13 protein-coding genes and 1 riboswitch are annotated in these 15400 nt (G+C 62.3%); of the genes, 9 read left to right on the plus strand and 4 right to left on the minus strand.

Annotated elements, in window-relative coordinates:
* Positions 1-33: 33 nt before the first annotated feature.
* A riboswitch (cobalamin riboswitch) is annotated at positions 34-213 on the minus strand.
* A gap of 84 nt (positions 214-297) precedes the next feature.
* From cbiE to SB772_RS21810, 6 genes are all read left to right on the plus strand, one after another.
* The gene (gene cbiE, locus SB772_RS21785; protein WP_410835271.1) at positions 298-1542 is read left to right on the plus strand and encodes a precorrin-6y C5,15-methyltransferase (decarboxylating) subunit CbiE; all 1245 of its coding nucleotides are present in this window, start codon (positions 298-300) and stop codon (positions 1540-1542) included.
* A complete protein-coding gene (locus SB772_RS21790; RefSeq protein WP_410835272.1) occupies positions 1542-2630 on the plus strand; it encodes a cobalt-precorrin-5B (C(1))-methyltransferase in 1089 nt (362 codons plus the stop codon). Before cbiE ends, SB772_RS21790 begins: the two co-directional genes overlap by 1 nt.
* Positions 2627-3352 (plus strand): cobalt-precorrin-6A reductase, encoded by a 726-nt coding sequence (locus SB772_RS21795; protein WP_410835273.1) that lies wholly within the window; start codon positions 2627-2629, stop codon positions 3350-3352. Before SB772_RS21790 ends, SB772_RS21795 begins: the two co-directional genes overlap by 4 nt.
* A gap of 46 nt (positions 3353-3398) precedes the next feature.
* Positions 3399-4124, plus strand: a complete 726-nt coding sequence (cobM, locus tag SB772_RS21800; protein WP_410835274.1) for a precorrin-4 C(11)-methyltransferase — start codon at positions 3399-3401, stop codon at positions 4122-4124.
* Between the two features lie 515 nt (positions 4125-4639).
* Positions 4640-4900 carry a DUF1488 domain-containing protein gene (locus tag SB772_RS21805; protein ID WP_410835275.1) on the plus strand — a complete coding sequence of 87 codons (261 nt, stop codon included), beginning with the start codon at positions 4640-4642 and terminating at the stop codon, positions 4898-4900.
* Positions 4901-5244: 344 nt separating this feature from the next.
* Entirely contained in the window at positions 5245-5712 is a 468-nt protein-coding gene (locus SB772_RS21810; RefSeq protein WP_410835276.1) for a lipocalin-like domain-containing protein, read from the plus strand.
* A 69-nt stretch (positions 5713-5781) separates the two neighbouring features.
* On the opposite strand, the gene SB772_RS21815 is transcribed toward SB772_RS21810, so the two are convergent.
* The 3 genes from SB772_RS21815 to SB772_RS21825 all read right to left on the minus strand — a co-directional run bounded on the left by SB772_RS21815 (position 5782) and on the right by SB772_RS21825 (position 10379).
* Entirely contained in the window at positions 5782-7428 is a 1647-nt protein-coding gene (locus SB772_RS21815; protein WP_410835277.1) for an Nramp family divalent metal transporter, read from the minus strand.
* 110 nt (positions 7429-7538) lie between these two features.
* On the minus strand, positions 7539-7679 hold the full coding sequence (locus tag SB772_RS21820) for a hypothetical protein (RefSeq protein ID WP_410835278.1): 141 nt from the start codon (positions 7677-7679) through the stop codon (positions 7539-7541).
* 801 nt (positions 7680-8480) lie between these two features.
* Positions 8481-10379 carry a potassium transporter Kup gene (locus SB772_RS21825; protein ID WP_410835279.1) on the minus strand — a complete coding sequence of 633 codons (1899 nt, stop codon included), beginning with the start codon at positions 10377-10379 and terminating at the stop codon, positions 8481-8483.
* A 549-nt stretch (positions 10380-10928) separates the two neighbouring features.
* Between SB772_RS21825 and SB772_RS21830 the strand changes: the two genes are divergently transcribed.
* The 3 genes from SB772_RS21830 (at position 10929) to SB772_RS21840 (ending at position 13855) form a co-directional block, all read left to right on the plus strand.
* Positions 10929-12080 carry a porin gene (locus SB772_RS21830; RefSeq protein WP_410835280.1) on the plus strand — a complete coding sequence of 384 codons (1152 nt, stop codon included), beginning with the start codon at positions 10929-10931 and terminating at the stop codon, positions 12078-12080.
* A gap of 195 nt (positions 12081-12275) precedes the next feature.
* Positions 12276-12584: a DUF4148 domain-containing protein gene (locus SB772_RS21835; protein WP_410835281.1), complete on the plus strand. Its 309-nt coding sequence runs from the start codon at positions 12276-12278 to the stop codon at positions 12582-12584.
* A 263-nt stretch (positions 12585-12847) separates the two neighbouring features.
* Entirely contained in the window at positions 12848-13855 is a 1008-nt protein-coding gene (locus SB772_RS21840; protein ID WP_410835282.1) for a helix-turn-helix domain-containing protein, read from the plus strand.
* A 132-nt stretch (positions 13856-13987) separates the two neighbouring features.
* Here the strand turns inward: SB772_RS21840 and SB772_RS21845 are convergent, their stop codons facing one another.
* A complete protein-coding gene (locus SB772_RS21845; RefSeq protein WP_410835283.1) occupies positions 13988-15346 on the minus strand; it encodes an MFS transporter in 1359 nt (452 codons plus the stop codon).
* Between the last annotated feature and the right edge of the window lie 54 nt (positions 15347-15400).

Below are 15400 nucleotides of genomic sequence, written 5' to 3' on the forward strand. Positions count from 1 at the left end.
TGCGGCATCGGTACACCCCGCCCGATGTAGGCTGGCACGAACAGTCTCGCCGGCAGGTCTCCTGGCTGGCAGGTCGTGGTCCGCCGCTGCCTTCCCGGTCGAACCAGTGGCGCGGAGCGCAGGCGGACTCGCTGCATACAGTTGCGGGGGCAGCCACAGTGACGCTGTGTTCCCTCTTCGGCCCCGAAGGGCACCGGCGGCTGTATTATGCCTTTTTTCGAACCGTACAACGAGGCTGGACGCTTTGATCGGCGTGGCTCAGCGCATTATTTGAAGATACAGAATGAGGATGGATGCATGCCGGCATGGCTGACCGTGGTGGGCATAGGCGATGACGGCTTCGCCGGCTTGGGGCAGCCCGCGCGGCGCGCTTTGCTGGAGGCGTCGGTGGTGTATGGCGGCGAACGCCATCTGGCGATGCTGCCCGCGCGCCTGGCCGCCCGCCGCGCGGCGTGGCCGAGTCCGTTCGATCTCGCGCCTTTGCTGGCGGAGCGCGCGGCGCCCGTGTGCGTGCTGGCCAGCGGCGACCCGATGCTATTCGGCGTCGGCGCGACGCTGGCGCGGCAGTTGCCGGCCGGCGAGTTGCGGGTGCTGCCGGCGCCGTCGTCGTTGTCGCTGGCGGCGGCGCGGCTCGGCTGGCCCTTGCAGGATGTGGCGACGGTGTCGCTGGTGGGGCGGCCGCTGCCGACGCTGAACGCGCGTCTGCACGACGGCGCGCGCGTGTTCGTGCTGAGCGCGGACGGCGGCACGCCCGCGGCGCTGGCGGAATGGCTGAACGCGCGCGGTTTCGGCGCGACCCGCATGATCGTGCTGGAACATCTGGGCGGCGAGCTGGAACGCCGGATCGACGGCCGCGCGGATCAATGGTCGGCGGGCGAGGTGGCGGCACTGAACCTGATCGCGCTCGAATGCCGCGCAACGGATGGCGCGCCGCGACTGCCGCTGACCTCCGGCGTACCCGATGATGCTTTTCGCCACGACGGCCAGCTGACCAAACGAGACGTGCGCGCCGTCACGCTGGCGCGTCTCGCGCCGACGCCCGGCGAATTGCTGTGGGATGTTGGCGCAGGCAGCGGCTCGATCGGCATCGAATGGATGCGCGCGCATCCGAGCTGCCGCGCGATCGCGATCGAAGCGCACGCGGAGCGTCAGCGTTTCATCGAACACAATCGCGACGCGTTAGGCGTGCCCGGATTGCAACTCGTCGCTGGCCGCGCGCCTGAAGCGTTGGGCGGTCTGCCCGAACCGGATGCCGTGTTCATCGGCGGCGGCGTGACCGTGCCTGGCGTGCTGGATGCCTGCTGGGCGAGCTTGCGCGACGGCGGGCGGCTGGTCGCCAATGCCGTGACCTTGCAAGGCGAGGCGGCGCTCGCGGCGTGGCGCGAACAGCATGGCGGCACGCTCACGCGCATTGCGCTTGCCGACGCACAACCGCTTGGCGGCTTCGACACCTGGCGCCAGGCACTACCGATTACGCTGCTCGACGTGACCAAGGCGGCCGGCATGTTGCCGCCCGCGGCCGACTTGCGCCATCAACCGTAATGCGCGACGAAACGCCCGAACAACCCGCGCCGCTGCGCAGCGGCTACACGACCGGCAGTTGCGCCACCGCGACGTCGCTCGCGGCGGCGCGTCTGCTGCTCACGGGCATCGTCAGCGACGTCGCGGAAATTGTCTTGCCCAAGGGCCAGCATGTGCCGATGCCGCTGGTGTTCTGCCGCCTGACCGCCGACGGCGCCGAAGCGGGCACTGTCAAGGATGCCGGCGACGACCCCGACGTGACGCACGGCGCGATTGTATTCGCGCGCGTGCGGCTGCGTGCCGAACCGGGCGTGCGTTTTCACGCGGGACCGGGCGTCGGCACGGTGACGCGTGCGGGATTGACGCTGCCGGTCGGCGAACCGGCAATCAATCCGGTGCCGCGCAAGATGATGACCGAACATTTGGCCGATCTGGCTGCTGAGCACGCATACGGCGGCGGTTTCGAGGTGACGATCGGCGTGGAGGGCGGCGAAGCACTCGCACTGAAGACGATGAACCCGCGCCTCGGCATTCTCGGCGGCCTGTCGATTCTCGGCACCACCGGAATCGTGCGGCCGTTTTCGTGCTCGGCGTATATCGCGTCGATTCACCAGGGCATCGACGTCGCGCGTGCGAACGGCTACACGCATGTCGCGGCCTGCACCGGCAACGCGAGCGAAGACGCCATGCGCGCGCATTACGGCCTGCCGGACATCGCGCTGATCGAAATGGGCGACTTCGTTGGCGCGGTGCTCAAGCATATGAAGCGCGCGCCGGTCGAACGCCTGAGCATTTGCGGCGGCTTCGGCAAGCTCAGCAAACTGGCCGCGGGGCATCTCGATCTGCATAGCCGGAATTCGAGCATCGATCTGGCGCAACTGGCCGTGTGGGCATCCGAACACGGCGCGGACGCGGCATTGCAGGCGGCGATTCGCGCGGCCAATACGAGTCAGCAAGCGGTGGCGTTGGCGCGCGCGCAGAACGTGCCGCTCGGCGATATCGTCTGCCGGCATGCGCTCGCGGTCGCGCGCGAAATCGTACCGCCGCAGGTCGCCGTCGAAATGTTCGCGATCGACCGCCAGGGCAATCTGATCGGAGCCGCGCAATGACGCGCATCCTGCTGCTCGGCGGCACCGGCGACGCGTTGAAGATCGCGCATCGACTTGAGCCCGATCACGTGTACAGTCTCGCCGGGCTCGGCAAGGTGCCGGACGATCTGCCGGGTACGGTGCGCGTCGGCGGCTTTGGCGGCGCTGAAGGCATGGCGCGCTACATCGAACAGGAACGCATCGGCCTGGTAATCGACGCGACCCACCCGTACGCCGCGCAAATCAGTGCGAATGCCGTGAAAGCGAGTCATGCCGCAGGTGTGCCGTGCTGGGCGCTGCGCCGCCCTGGCTGGCATCCGCAAACCGGCGACGATTGGCGCATGGTCGATCGCTGGAGCGAACTGACCGCGGCGCTCGCCGCGTTCAGGCGGCCACTGTTCACGCTTGGCCGCGAACCGCTCGCGCATCTCGACGACATCCCGCCGCACCAGTTCTGGACCGTGCGCTGTCTCGACCCGCACGACGGCAATGCCCGCGCCCGGATTCTGGACACACGGGGCCCGTTCACGCTCGAAGGCGAGCGAGCGCTTTTCAGTGCCGAAGCGTTCGACGTGGTAGTCAGCAAAAACAGCGGCGGCAGCGCCACCGAAGCAAAGCTCGAAGTCGCGCGCGAACGTGGCCTGCCGATCGTCATGCTGCGGCGACCCGAGTTGCCTGCAGCCGATCGAGAGTTTGAGGGCGTGGTCGAATTGCTCGACGCGTTGCGGCACTTATCCTCCTGAGCGGCGCGTCGACGACGTGCCGACCGAATGAATCACGGAGTATCGAATGACGGTGTTTTTTATCGGCGCGGGTCCCGGCGACCCGGAATTGATCACGGTGAAAGGGCAGCGCCTCGTGCGCAGTTGTCCGGTGATCCTGTATGCGGGTTCGCTCGTGCCGGCCGCCGTGCTGGAAGGTCATGTTGCAGAGCAGGTCGTCAATACCGCCGACCTCGACCTCGATCAGATCGTCGCATTGCTCGAATCGGCGCACGAGAAGGGCCAGGATGTGGCGCGCGTGCATTCCGGCGACCCTTCGTTATACGGCGCGATCGGCGAGCAGATCCGCAGACTGCGCGAGCTGAACATTCCATACGAGATCGTGCCCGGCGTGACCGCGACCGCCGCGTGCGCGGCGGCGCTCGGCTGTGAGCTTACTTTGCCTGGCATTTCGCAAACGCTGATCCTGACGCGCTACGCCAGCAAAACGACGATGCCCGCAGGCGAGCAACTCGGCAAGCTGGCGAGCCATCGCGCGACAATGGCGATTCATCTCGGCGTGCGGCATCTGGCGCGCATCGTCGATGAATTGCGGCCGCATTACGGCGGCGATTGTCCGATCGCGGTGATCTATCGCGCGAGCTGGCCGGATGAAGAAAAGCTCACGGGCACGCTCGACGACATCGTCGGCAAAGTGCAATCGACCCATATCGAGCGCACGGCGCTGATTCTGGTGGGGCAGGTGCTGGCCGCGGAAGGGTTCGTGGAGTCGACGCTGTACGCGAAGGACTGACCTGTACGCGCCGGCGCAGCCCATCCGGGCACGACTATGGCTTACGGATGGCTTGTGCGCCCGCGCAAATTGCAACCTGCCGATAGCGGGTTTGTAGAACCGCGGCCGCATCACTCTTCAAGCGGTGACAGCGCTTTGACCGGGACCTTTTTAGCCCCGCCGATGTTGATCGCGGGGACGAAAGCCCGCCCAGCATCGGCCCAACCACCGCCGAAATGGCCCACACGCTCGCCAGATAGTCTTGCACCTTGCCTCGTTCGCGCGCGGGATAGCGGGTTGCGGGACACAGGCCGATAGATAGGATTAGGATGTTAGACACGTCAGGCGGCGCGGCAGGCGGCACGAGGGGAGACATGAGCGCCGCGACGCATAAGCGCGGCCGCACGAATGCGGCCGATGTCGAGTATGCACCTTGCGGAGAATGTGCGCTGAGCGTGCGGCGTTATAGTGCGGCACAGCAGGCACGGCAGCGTTTGCACGTTCAACGCTTTTCTTTCGACAGATGGAGGGTAGTCATGAGGATCGAATTCACCGGACGCCGCGAAGTGGTGGCGGCTGCGCGGGTTGCCTTCGAAGCCAACGTCGATGGGGCCGACGTCTGGTGCAGCGTATCGCTCGATGCCTTGAACGACCATTTCGGCAACGACGGCACATCTGCTCACAATCTCGTCGGTACCTTCGAGGCAAACCGCGCGCAGATCGAAAACGCTACGCGGCGGGTGCTCGAAAAAAACGGCGGACGGTCCGTGGAACTCGAGACCGGCGATTTCAATTGAGGCCCTGCAATTTTTAAACCTTGAAACGGTGTGAGGTCCGGCGCTGTCGCGTCGGACCTGACGGGCGTGGGGATTAACGCAATAGCCAACGCGATAGATTTTCGTCAGGAAAGCGCCTACGCTTCACAAACTACCAAAAGTAAATCCGCTTTCTCTCGCCGAAGTGATCGTCTTACGCCAAACGCGGGGGCAACATGCGAGAGGGACCCGGCCGGCGCGCCGCGCAATGGCGGCGAATCTTTACGCAAGTGCTAGCGAAACGCGACGGAATCGTCTGACTTCAGGTCCTCGCGCGCGTGGAGAACGTCATGAAACCAGCGCTCAAAACGATGGCCGCTATCGCGATGGCGATTGCCGCCGCGTGTGCGCCCGTACCCAAGGCTTTTGCGCAGGCCGCAGCCAGCGTGGTGGGTTCGTGGTCGCTGGTCTCGTTGACGGTGGCAAAGAGCGGCAATGACGTGGAATTGCTTGGGCCGCATCCGGAAGGGCAACTCATCTTCGGCAGCGACGGCCGCTACGTTCTGGTCGTGCTCCGCGCCGATCTGCCGAAATTCGCATCGGGTAACCGGCAGCTAGGCACGGCCGAAGAGAACGAAAAAATCATCCGGGGCAACGTCGCGCATTTCGGCACTTATGCCGTCGATTCAGCAGGGCAAGTTATCGTTTTCCATATCCAGAAAAGTACCTTTCCGAACTGGGATGCAGATGTTCAACGGCGACCATTCACGATTGACGGTGATCGTCTGACGTACATCACGCCTGGAGCCTTCGGATATGGGTCGTCGAAAGTCGTGTGGCAACGAATGAAATAGGCTGCGTACAAAAAAAGCCGCCGCTTTCTGGGCGGCGGCTGGGTGTTCTCTTTGTGTTCTTATAGTGGCTTATTTCAGGATCGTCATCTGCACGACCTTCACGATAACCAGTGCGACAGCCAGCACCAGATAGCCGCGCAGCACGCCCATCCAGACACGCTCGGACAGCGTGAGGTTCGGCGGCGGCAGTTCTTCCAGCGGTGGCATGCGCCACGTATCGCGGGCGCTTTTCGGATACGTTTCTACGTGGCTGTCCGTCGTTTCACCTCCAACCTTGCGAATCCCGACCATGGCGGCGTAGCCGACGACGGCCAGCAGCGTCCCGCCGACGAGGATTTCGAGAATCGTTTCCCCGGTGATATCCGGGTACATCACCGAGGCAGTCAGGATGATGGACAGCATCACCAGCACCCAGACAACGGCGCCCGTGAACAGATTGAGCTTCTTCGAATTGACCCACGGGCCAAGCACGGCGCGGTCGTTGCACAATAGCAGCAGAAATACGGTGGCGCCAGGCAGCAGCACGCCCGCGAGCGTTTGCACCGCTTCGGTCAGCAGACCAAGCGGACTGCCGGGAATCAGCACCAGTGCCGCAGCGGCGGCAACGATGCCGAAGTACACGAGATAGAAACCCTTGGCATCCGACACGGGACGATGCAGCGAGTGGCGAATCTTGAACACGTCGCCGATAGCGTATGCGGTCGACAGCGACACTGCGGCGGCGCCGATGATGCAGGCGTCGAGCAGGGCCACGGCAAACAGGACGGCCGACGTCCGGCCCGCATACTTTTCCAGCCCCGCGATGACGCCACCGGCATCCGAGAAATTGCCGAACTCGGGCTTGCCGGCGTACAGCGCGGCGCAGAACGAAATCATCGCCACGGCGCCAATCAGCACGAACACAATGCCGATCCACAGGTCGGCCTTTTCGTACTTCATGAAACGCGGCGTGATGCGTTTGTCGACGATGTAGCTTTGCTGGAAAAACAGTTGCCACGGTGCAACGGTGGTGCCGACGATACCGATGACCAGCAGCATCACATCGCTCAGCTTCGAATGCTCCGGCCAGCCCGGAATGAGGAAATCACGCGTCATCTGCCCAACCGGCGGATGAATCGACACCAGCACCGGCACCAGCAGCAGACTCAGCAGGCACAGCACGATGGCGAAGCGCTCGAAGCGTCTGAAGCTTCCCGTACTGACGGCGGCCATGGTCAGCGCGGCAGCGATGCAAACGCCGGCAATCTTGGAAAGGCCGAAGAAGTCGAGCACAAACGTAATGCCGATGAACTCGGTCACGATCGTCAGCGCGTTGAGAATGAACAGGTCAATGACGCTGAACGCACCCCAGAATTTGCCGAAGCGTTCGAAGATGAGGCGCGCGTGGCCGACACCGGTCACGGCACCCAGTCGCAACACCATTTCCTGGTTGACGAAGAGCACCGGCACCAGCAGCAGCATGGCCCACAGCAACGTGGTGCCGTAGTTTTGCCCGGCCTGGGTGTAGGTGCCGAAGGCGCCCGCATCATTGTCGCCGACCATCACGATGAGGCCCGGACCGAGGATGGCCAGCAGCGTGCGAAAGCGCGCCCACCAGTTGTTGCGCGGCGCGGTGTCGTGATGGGCGATGGTGCCCAAAGCACCCCTGATATCGCCGACGTGCGCGGCGTCGAGCACGGCGCTCCGCGTGGTTGAAACTTGCGTTGGAGTAGACATTTTGCTTTCTTCCCCGTTTGTGTTTATTGAAAGGAAAATGCGCACCTCCGGCATACGTAAGGGCGTGAGTCGTGTAACGGCGTCGCTTGCGTGTGACGGAACAGGGCGCGTTATGAAAGGAGACGCTTGAAACGCTGCCAGAATGCGGCGAATCTGCGCGGTTCAGGTGCTTGCAGGGCAAGCATGGCGTCGTAGTGGACGCGCGATTCCTGGACTTGCGGCAGTTGCGACAGAAGGAGGCCGAAGGTCATGATATTTCTCCGTGTGTATATCGCTAAACGCGTGGTCTAGCGCGTGGCTTGACGCGGTTCGCGGAAAGCCAGCAGACGGAGAGGTTGTGCGCATCACGCGCAGCAACGAAGGTCTACTCGCTTTCCTTGGGCAAAAGCAAAAACGAAAGTGAGCGGCATATGGGGTAACTGTCACTGTCCGGCATGGCGGCTCCTTATCGGCGTTCGTACGTGCGATTGCTACACGATTGCTAAGCACGTCTGCGGCGCGCGCGTTTATCCGCGTCTGCTCGCACCGTTAAATCGAAAGGCGCGAACGGACGCAGCCGCGAGTGCATGCTCGCGACGCGGTGCCATACGAACGTGCGTAATCGCAACGGCCATATGGCGCTAATAAAGGTGCACGGGGAGGGTTGCTACGGCGCGCACCGTCTGCCTTGAGGCAAGACGGCGGCTGGATGAAGAGAGCGCGGACGTCCTGCCGGTCAGGCAGCGAAACTGTTCGAAGGTCGACTACTGCAGGTGTCCAAGGCATCAGCCCCATTTGTGGATATGCGCGAATTTTAGGCGGCGTTTTATTCCAAAGTCAACAACAGGATTCGTTAAGCAGAGCCAATATAACTTTCAGCGTTCGATGCGCAACTGAAAATGGCAGAAATGAAAGGAAAATGAAAAGAATGGTGCGCTGCCATCATTATGAAAGCGGCCTCGTGAATGAGGGTGGGGCCGGTACCTGAATAATCTGTCTCGCGATCTGATTCGTGGCCTGATCTGATAGGCCGTGCCGGCGATGGGCAGATTTGCATCAGCGGCGCCGGAGGGTCAGAGGTTAATCTGACCACCCATCTCCACAACGCGATTCGCAGGCAGGCTGTAATACTCCGCTGCCTGCGCTGCATTGCGCGCAAGAAACGCGAACAGCTTCTCGCGCCATAGCGGCATCGCCTTGCTTGCGCCCGTGGCCACGATCGTGTCGCGCGCGAGGAAAAACGACGTGTCCGCCGGCTCATACTGCCAGTTCGGCATCTGCTTTTGCGCCAGTTCAAGAATGGCGGGGACGTTGGGAATCTCCATGAAACCATGATGGACCGCGACGGCATAGCATCCGTGCCCCAGGGCGGTCACGGCGACTTTTTTCTCATCCGGCACGTGAGGCACGTTGTCCGTCGTGCCGGCCAGGAAGATGTTGGTCTGATGCATGACCCCATTGTGTTTCAGGTTGTGCAGAAAAGCGCTCGGCGCCATGTCGACCACACCGCCGGGAAACACCGCCGTGCCTTTGACGCGAGGCGGCGGGTGTCCGCCGTCACACAGGGAGTGAATCAGTCCAACCAGGGGCAGGTTGTCGCTTTTCATACGATCGACGACCGTTTTGCGCCCCTGATGCCAGGTGGTCATCACGGTGAAAAGCACGCCGCCGGCGAGCAGCGGAAACCATCCGCCTTCAAGAACCTTGCTGATATTGCTCGAGACGAACACCGCGTCGACCAGAGCCAGCGGCCCGATCACGGCCGCCGTAACAAGCGGGTGCCATTTCCACAGGCTGTGGGTGATGAAGTACATCAGTAAAGTCGTCAGCAGCATCGTCGACGCGACCGCGATGCCGTATGCGGCTGCCAGATTGTCGGAGGATCTGAAGAACACGACGAGAAACACCACCGCCGCGTAAAGCGAAACATTGATGAACGGTACGTAGACCTGTCCCATTTCATGTGTCGACGTATGGACCACGGGGATGCGCGGCAGAAAGCCGAGTTGGACCGCTTGCTTGGTCATCGAGAAGGCGCCGGAAATCACCGCTTGCGACGCGATGATGGTGGCTGCCGTCGCGAGCAGCACGAGGGGAATGAGCGCCCAGTCCGGCGCCGACTGAAAAAACGGTTGCGCCACTGCGGAAGGTTTTTCGAGTACGAGCGCTGCCTGACCGAAGTAATTCAGAACAAGACTGGGCAGCACGAGCAACAACCATGCGAGCCGGATTGGTTTTGTCCCGAAGTGGCCCATGTCCGCATAGAGCGCTTCGCCGCCGGTCAGCGCAAGAAACACGGAGCCGAGCACGACAAACGCCGTCCCCGGCGCTTTCGCCACGAAGGCCACTGCGTAGAAGGGCGACGCGGCTCGCACGATACCGGTATGCGTTGCAATATGCGATATACCGAGTGCCGCCAACGTCACGAACCATACGATCATCACCGGCCCGAACACTTGTCCGACTGCACCGGTGCCGCGTTTCTGCAGCTTGAACAGGCACGTGAGAATGACCAGAGAGATGGGAACGATCCATTCGGTGAGGTGAGGGTCGACTAGCGTCACGCCTTCAACCGCGGAGATGACCGAAATGGCGGGTGTAATCATTGAATCGCCATAAAACATGGCCGCGCCGAATACGCCGAGAACCAGAAGCAACTCGCGCAATCGTGCAGGCGCGACTCCGGACGCGAGCGCGGTGAGCGCCAGGATGCCGCCTTCTCCGTCATTGCCCGCGCGCATGACAAAACTGACGTACTTCAACGTAACGACGATGATGATGGACCAGAGTATCAGCGACACGATGCCGAACACATTGGTCTGGCTGACACCGCCGGCAGCCTTCAAACATTCCCGCAGCGTATAGAGCGGACTGGTACCGATGTCCCCAAATACGACGCCGATCGCGCCCAGCACAAGTCCGGGCGCTGCTTTGGTCGTCTGGGAAACAGTGCTAACGGCAGTAGAGGACATAGGGTTTCGTAAGTCGAATGGTTGTTGGGATGCCACCTGTGCGAGAGGTGTGCCAACGTCCGTGGAGGTTACCTCAAGCGCCAGATGCCCCAGATGGCGATGAGTAAAGCCACGCCGAAGCCGCCGCCCAGGAGGATATAAGTAGTCGTTCGAACGAAACCTCGGAAATGCGCGATTGAGCGAGAGTGCACAAGATGCTGCAACTTTGTGCCTGAGTGAGGCAGGGGACGATGACAGATGCCGCCTCCGGCGGTGCCGCACTCGCCGCCTTCGCGCGTATGCTACCTCGCTTTCCTTTCAGAACGCCTGGTGAGTCGGCAATGCCGGAGTGTTGTTCGCACGCAACCGGATCACTGCCGCGCCATCATCCGGGAGCCCTGAAAACGCCGCGTAAAAGCGCGCCGCATCTCGATTGCTGCACATTGATGAACGATTGTTCTTCAATCTATAAAGGACTGCTCCAAATGCCGGACACCCGTTCCTGGGGTCCGCGTTTTTATACTCGCGTCGCTGTTCAACACCAAACTTCAGCTACGCAGGAGCGTTCACGTGAAAAAGATTTCCGCCGCAGTCGCGGCGTTTGCAGGACTTGCCGCTACGGTGGCGCATGCACAAAGCTCGGTCACGTTGTATGGCCTCATCGACGCAGGCATTGCATACACCAACAATGTCAAGAAAGGCGGCTCGCAAGGCGCGCTGGTACAGGCGACGAGCGGCAACATCAACGGCAGCCGCTTCGGCTTGCGCGGCAGCGAGGATCTGGGCGGCGGCCTCAAGGCGCTGTTCGTACTCGAAAACGGCTACAACGTGCAGAACGGCAAGCTCGGCCAGAACGGCCGGATGTTCGGCCGCCAGGCCTACGCCGGCTTGAGCAGCAATCAGTTCGGCACGCTGACGCTCGGACGCCAATACGACTCGCTCGTCGACTTCGTCGCGCCGCTGTCCGGCACGGCCGGCACCTTCGGCGATACCGGCTTTGCGCATCCGTTCGACAACGACAATCTGAATCACTCGGTGCGAATGAGCAACGCCGTCAAATATACGAGCACCAACTATGGCGGTCTGAAGTTCGGCGGCCTCTACGCGTTTTCGAACAGCACGGATTTCGCAGTCAACCGCGCGTACAGTGCGGGCGTGAGTTATAGCATTGGTTCGTTGAAGGCGGCCGCAGGCTATCTGCAGATCAACGGTTCGAACTCCACCTCGAACACCGGCGGTTCGGTCGATCTCGCCGAATCGACAGCGAACGGCACGGGCGGCTTCCAGCTCGGCGCCGATGTTCAGCGCACCGCCGGCGCTGCGTTGAGCTACGGCTTCGGTCCGGTGACGGCGGGGTTTGTCTACACCCATAGCCAGTTTCAGAACACGGCTTCGTTCGGCGTGACGCATGGTTCGATGCGCTTCGATAACTACGAAGTGAACGGCAAGTACGCGGTGACGCCTGCGCTGAACCTCGGCGCGGCCTATACGTACACGAACGCACACGTGAACGGCACGTCGAGTTTCGGTGCCGATCCGAAATGGAATCAGGTCAACCTGCAGGCCGTCTACGCGCTATCGCTGCGCACGGACGTGTACGCCGAAGCGATGTACCAGCACGTGAGCGGCCACGGCTACGTGGCGTTCATCAATACGGCGGGCGGTGCGTCTTCGACCGACAATCAGGTGGTCGGCACGGTGGGCCTGCGCACGCGCTTCTGATCGCGGCACTGGCACCGCGCTGCGCACTGCCGGCCCGGCGCGGTGCGCGGCGGAGCGATTTCCCTGGATCCAACAACAATCCCTTCGATGCGCGCCCGTTATTCTGCGAGGAAAGGACGCCTAGACTAGGTTCAGCGGTCGCGGACGGAGTCGTCGACGCGCCGCACCACACCCGTCATTGGAGGTCGTCTTACCATGAAGTCTTTGATTCAGGCCGTTGTTATTGCTGCTTCGCTTGCCGCTTCGGCCACTGCTTTCGCACAATCGAATTCACCGATCACGCGCGCACAGGTGCGTGCGGAACTGATTCAACTCGAGAAGGCTGGCTATCACGTCGGCGACGGCGACCAGGCGCATTATCCCGACGCGATTCAGGCTGCGGAAGCCCGCGTTGCTGTGCAGAACGGCAATACGAGCGGTTACGGCAGCAGCGTTACGGGCTCATCGCAGACCGGCCGGCCCGCGGTGTCCACCGCCGACTGGAACGCGATGTACAGCCGTTGAATCGGCGTTGCGCGCGGCTGCGACTGATGGAAAGGACTCTTCCAGCGCGGCGTATATATTCACACGATCGCTGCAGGTACAGTACATATGCACGCACGGTACTTGGTGTGCGAGCGAGAGAGTTGGCCCCGGCCGGAAACGGTCGGGGTTTTTTTCGTGTGGGATGTTCCACTACAATCGCGTGGGAATAGGCAGTGAAGAAGAAAAGGAAGTGCTTCAGATTTTAAAACCATCCCCATCACGTTTAGCGGGCGGAAAAAATCTTGACGACAGATTCCCTTGCCAAGGGCGTGGCTCCCCCGGAGTGCATCCGTAGCCACTTCAGCACGCATCACGAAGCGCCGCGATCGCAGCTGCCTGCGTGGCGGGACCGGCTTGGGCATTTTCTCGACGTGCCGATTTCGCGCGCACAACTGGCCGACGGCTTCAGCGGCACGATCGAAAGCTACCGGAGCGGCGATCTGACGTTCATGGATTGCCGTACCGATCCGGTGTCGCAAGCGCGCTCCGTGGCGCGGATTTCCACCGACAACGTGCGCCAGTACGTGTTTCATGTGGCGGTGGAGGGAACCATCGAGACCGGCACGGGCTTGTATCCGAAACGCAAAGCCTTGCAGTCCGAGCCGGGCATTCTCGCGCTGGATATGAATCAGCCGATGCATATGGAGCGCAGCGCCTGCCGTTTGCTGGCTTTTTTCTTGCCGCGTGCGCTAGTCGAGTCGGTCCTGCCGGAAGCGGAGTCGATTCATGGCAGTGTCATTGAATATAAAACGCCGCTAACGCGCATGATTCCGGCCCACCTCGCCGACCTTAGCCAGAACGTCCACAAGATGAGCGGGCCGGAGGCGTATGAGGCGATCCGCACCTGCGCGCTGTTGATCGCAGCGGCCTTCGGTAAGGAGGCGCGTCTAATCGGCAATGCACGCGCCGCGGCACGCACGGCGATGTTCGGAACGGCGCGTCGCTATATCGAGGCCAATCTTCATCAAATGGATCTCACGCCCGAGAGCGTGCTCCGTGCTTCGCAACTGCCTCGGCCCACGCTGTATCGTCTGTTTGAACCTGAAGGCGGGCTGGCGACTTATATTCGCAACCGCCGGTTGCGCGAAGCCGCCGATGAACTGCGCAGGTACCCGAATCTGGCGATCGTGGAGATCGCTTATGGGTTGGGCTTTAACAGTGCGTCGGATTTCAACCGTGCCTTCAGGCGCGCTTATGACATGTCACCGGGCGATTTTCGGGCGTTGACGCGATCGGCCCCGCGTGGATAACCTGCTGGGCTACATACAACGACGCGTTGTTTTGGCCTGTATAAGCACGATATCGTGTCCGGAAGCGGCGCCGCACGCAGAAATCGCGCAAAGCCATCCACAGGCGGCGCACAGATAACGTTTCATCGCCGTTCAGTGCCCGAACGACTCCGTCTTCGAGGCCGGCATTGCCGGTGTGTGCGGCCGTGCAGCCTGCTTCAGCAGCAAGGCGATGCAGGAAATCACACCTGCGGCCGCTACCGTCGCGAAGATTCCGGCGAACGTGAAGTGGCGCCGCGTCAGTTCAGCGACCAGGAACGATCCCGCGATGCCGCCAAAGCGTCCAATCCCCAACATCCACGCGACGCCCGTGCCGCGCCCTTGCGTCGGATAAAACGCGGCGGCCAGCGCCGGCATCGACGACTGCGCGGTATTCATCAGCACACCTGCGACGAACACGATGAACACCAACGCTCCCACGTTGCCGACCGCCTGGCCGATGAAATAGACGCTCACGGCGGTCAGCGCATAGCAGGCTGCGATGATGCGGTTCGCGTTGAAGCGGTCCATCAGCACACCGCACAGCACCGCGCCCACGCCGCCGAGCGGGAACAATGCTGAGATCAGCGTTGCGCGCTGCGGCGTGAGGCCGGCATCCTTCAACAGGATCGGCATCCAGTTGATCGACGCATAGAAAATCACGAGGCCCATGAAGTACGCGACCCACAGCATCACGGAGCCGATGATGTACGAGCGCGACAGCACCACGCCGAGACCCTTGCCGCCGGTTTGCGGCGCACTTTCGGTCATCACGAAGGTAACCGCCTGCGACGCTTCGGCGGAAATCCGCGCCAGCGCCGCGCGAATCCGCTCGACCGGCTGGTTGTTCGCGACCATGTAGCGCACGGACTCCGGCATTTTCAGCAGCAGCACGACCATCAGCAGCAGCGGTGTCATCCCGCCGAGCACCAGCACGCTGCGCCAGCCGAAATGCGGAATCATCCACGCGGCAAGAAAGCCGCCGAACGCCGCGCCCAGCGGAAAGCCACAGAACATCAGATTGATCACCGTGGCGCGACGGCGGTCCGGGCAGTACTCGCCCATCATCGTGACGGCGTTGGGCATGGCGGCGCCGAGACCGACGCCGGTGATGAAGCGCAGCGTCGTCAGTTGCCCGATGCTGGTGGAGAACGCCGAGACGAGGCACGCGACGCCGAACAGCAGGACCGAACCGAGCAGCAACGAGCGCCGCCCGAGCCGGTCGGACAGCGGCCCCGAGGCAAGCGCGCCGCACGCGAGGCCGAACAGCGCGGCGCTGAGCACGGGCGCGAGCGCCGGTTTGGTGATGCCCCATTCGGCGATCAGCGACGGTGCAATGAAACCAATCGCGGCTGTGTCAAAGCCGTCCAGCAGGACGACGACGAAACACATGAAAAAAACGAGCCACTGGAACGGCGAAAAAGGGTGCTCGTTGATGAAGGTTTGAACGTTGACGGCAGCGTTGCGGCTCATGAGTTGTCTCCTGGACTGCAGGCGGCTCGTCATAACGAGCCGTCTTTTCTTCGA

The organism is Paraburkholderia sp. SIMBA_030 (genome assembly GCF_046535245.1).
GTDB lineage: Bacteria > Pseudomonadota > Gammaproteobacteria > Burkholderiales > Burkholderiaceae > Paraburkholderia.

Excerpts from the sequence above, each read along its gene's own strand:
- cbiE (WP_410835271.1), top strand. The coding sequence starts at position 298 with ATGCCGGCATGGCTGACCGTGGTGGGCATAGGCGATGACGGCTTCGCC.
- SB772_RS21790 (WP_410835272.1), top strand. The coding sequence starts at position 1,542 with ATGCGCGACGAAACGCCCGAACAACCCGCGCCGCTGCGCAGCGGCTAC.
- SB772_RS21795 (WP_410835273.1), top strand. The coding sequence starts at position 2,627 with ATGACGCGCATCCTGCTGCTCGGCGGCACCGGCGACGCGTTGAAGATC.
- cobM (WP_410835274.1), top strand. The coding sequence starts at position 3,399 with ATGACGGTGTTTTTTATCGGCGCGGGTCCCGGCGACCCGGAATTGATC.
- SB772_RS21805 (WP_410835275.1), top strand. The coding sequence starts at position 4,640 with ATGAGGATCGAATTCACCGGACGCCGCGAAGTGGTGGCGGCTGCGCGG.
- SB772_RS21810 (WP_410835276.1), top strand. The coding sequence starts at position 5,245 with ATGGCGATTGCCGCCGCGTGTGCGCCCGTACCCAAGGCTTTTGCGCAG.
- SB772_RS21815 (WP_410835277.1), bottom strand. The coding sequence starts at position 7,428 with ATGTCTACTCCAACGCAAGTTTCAACCACGCGGAGCGCCGTGCTCGAC.
- SB772_RS21820 (WP_410835278.1), bottom strand. The coding sequence starts at position 7,679 with ATGACCTTCGGCCTCCTTCTGTCGCAACTGCCGCAAGTCCAGGAATCG.
- SB772_RS21825 (WP_410835279.1), bottom strand. The coding sequence starts at position 10,379 with ATGTCCTCTACTGCCGTTAGCACTGTTTCCCAGACGACCAAAGCAGCG.
- SB772_RS21835 (WP_410835281.1), top strand. The coding sequence starts at position 12,276 with ATGAAGTCTTTGATTCAGGCCGTTGTTATTGCTGCTTCGCTTGCCGCT.
- SB772_RS21845 (WP_410835283.1), bottom strand. The coding sequence starts at position 15,346 with ATGAGCCGCAACGCTGCCGTCAACGTTCAAACCTTCATCAACGAGCAC.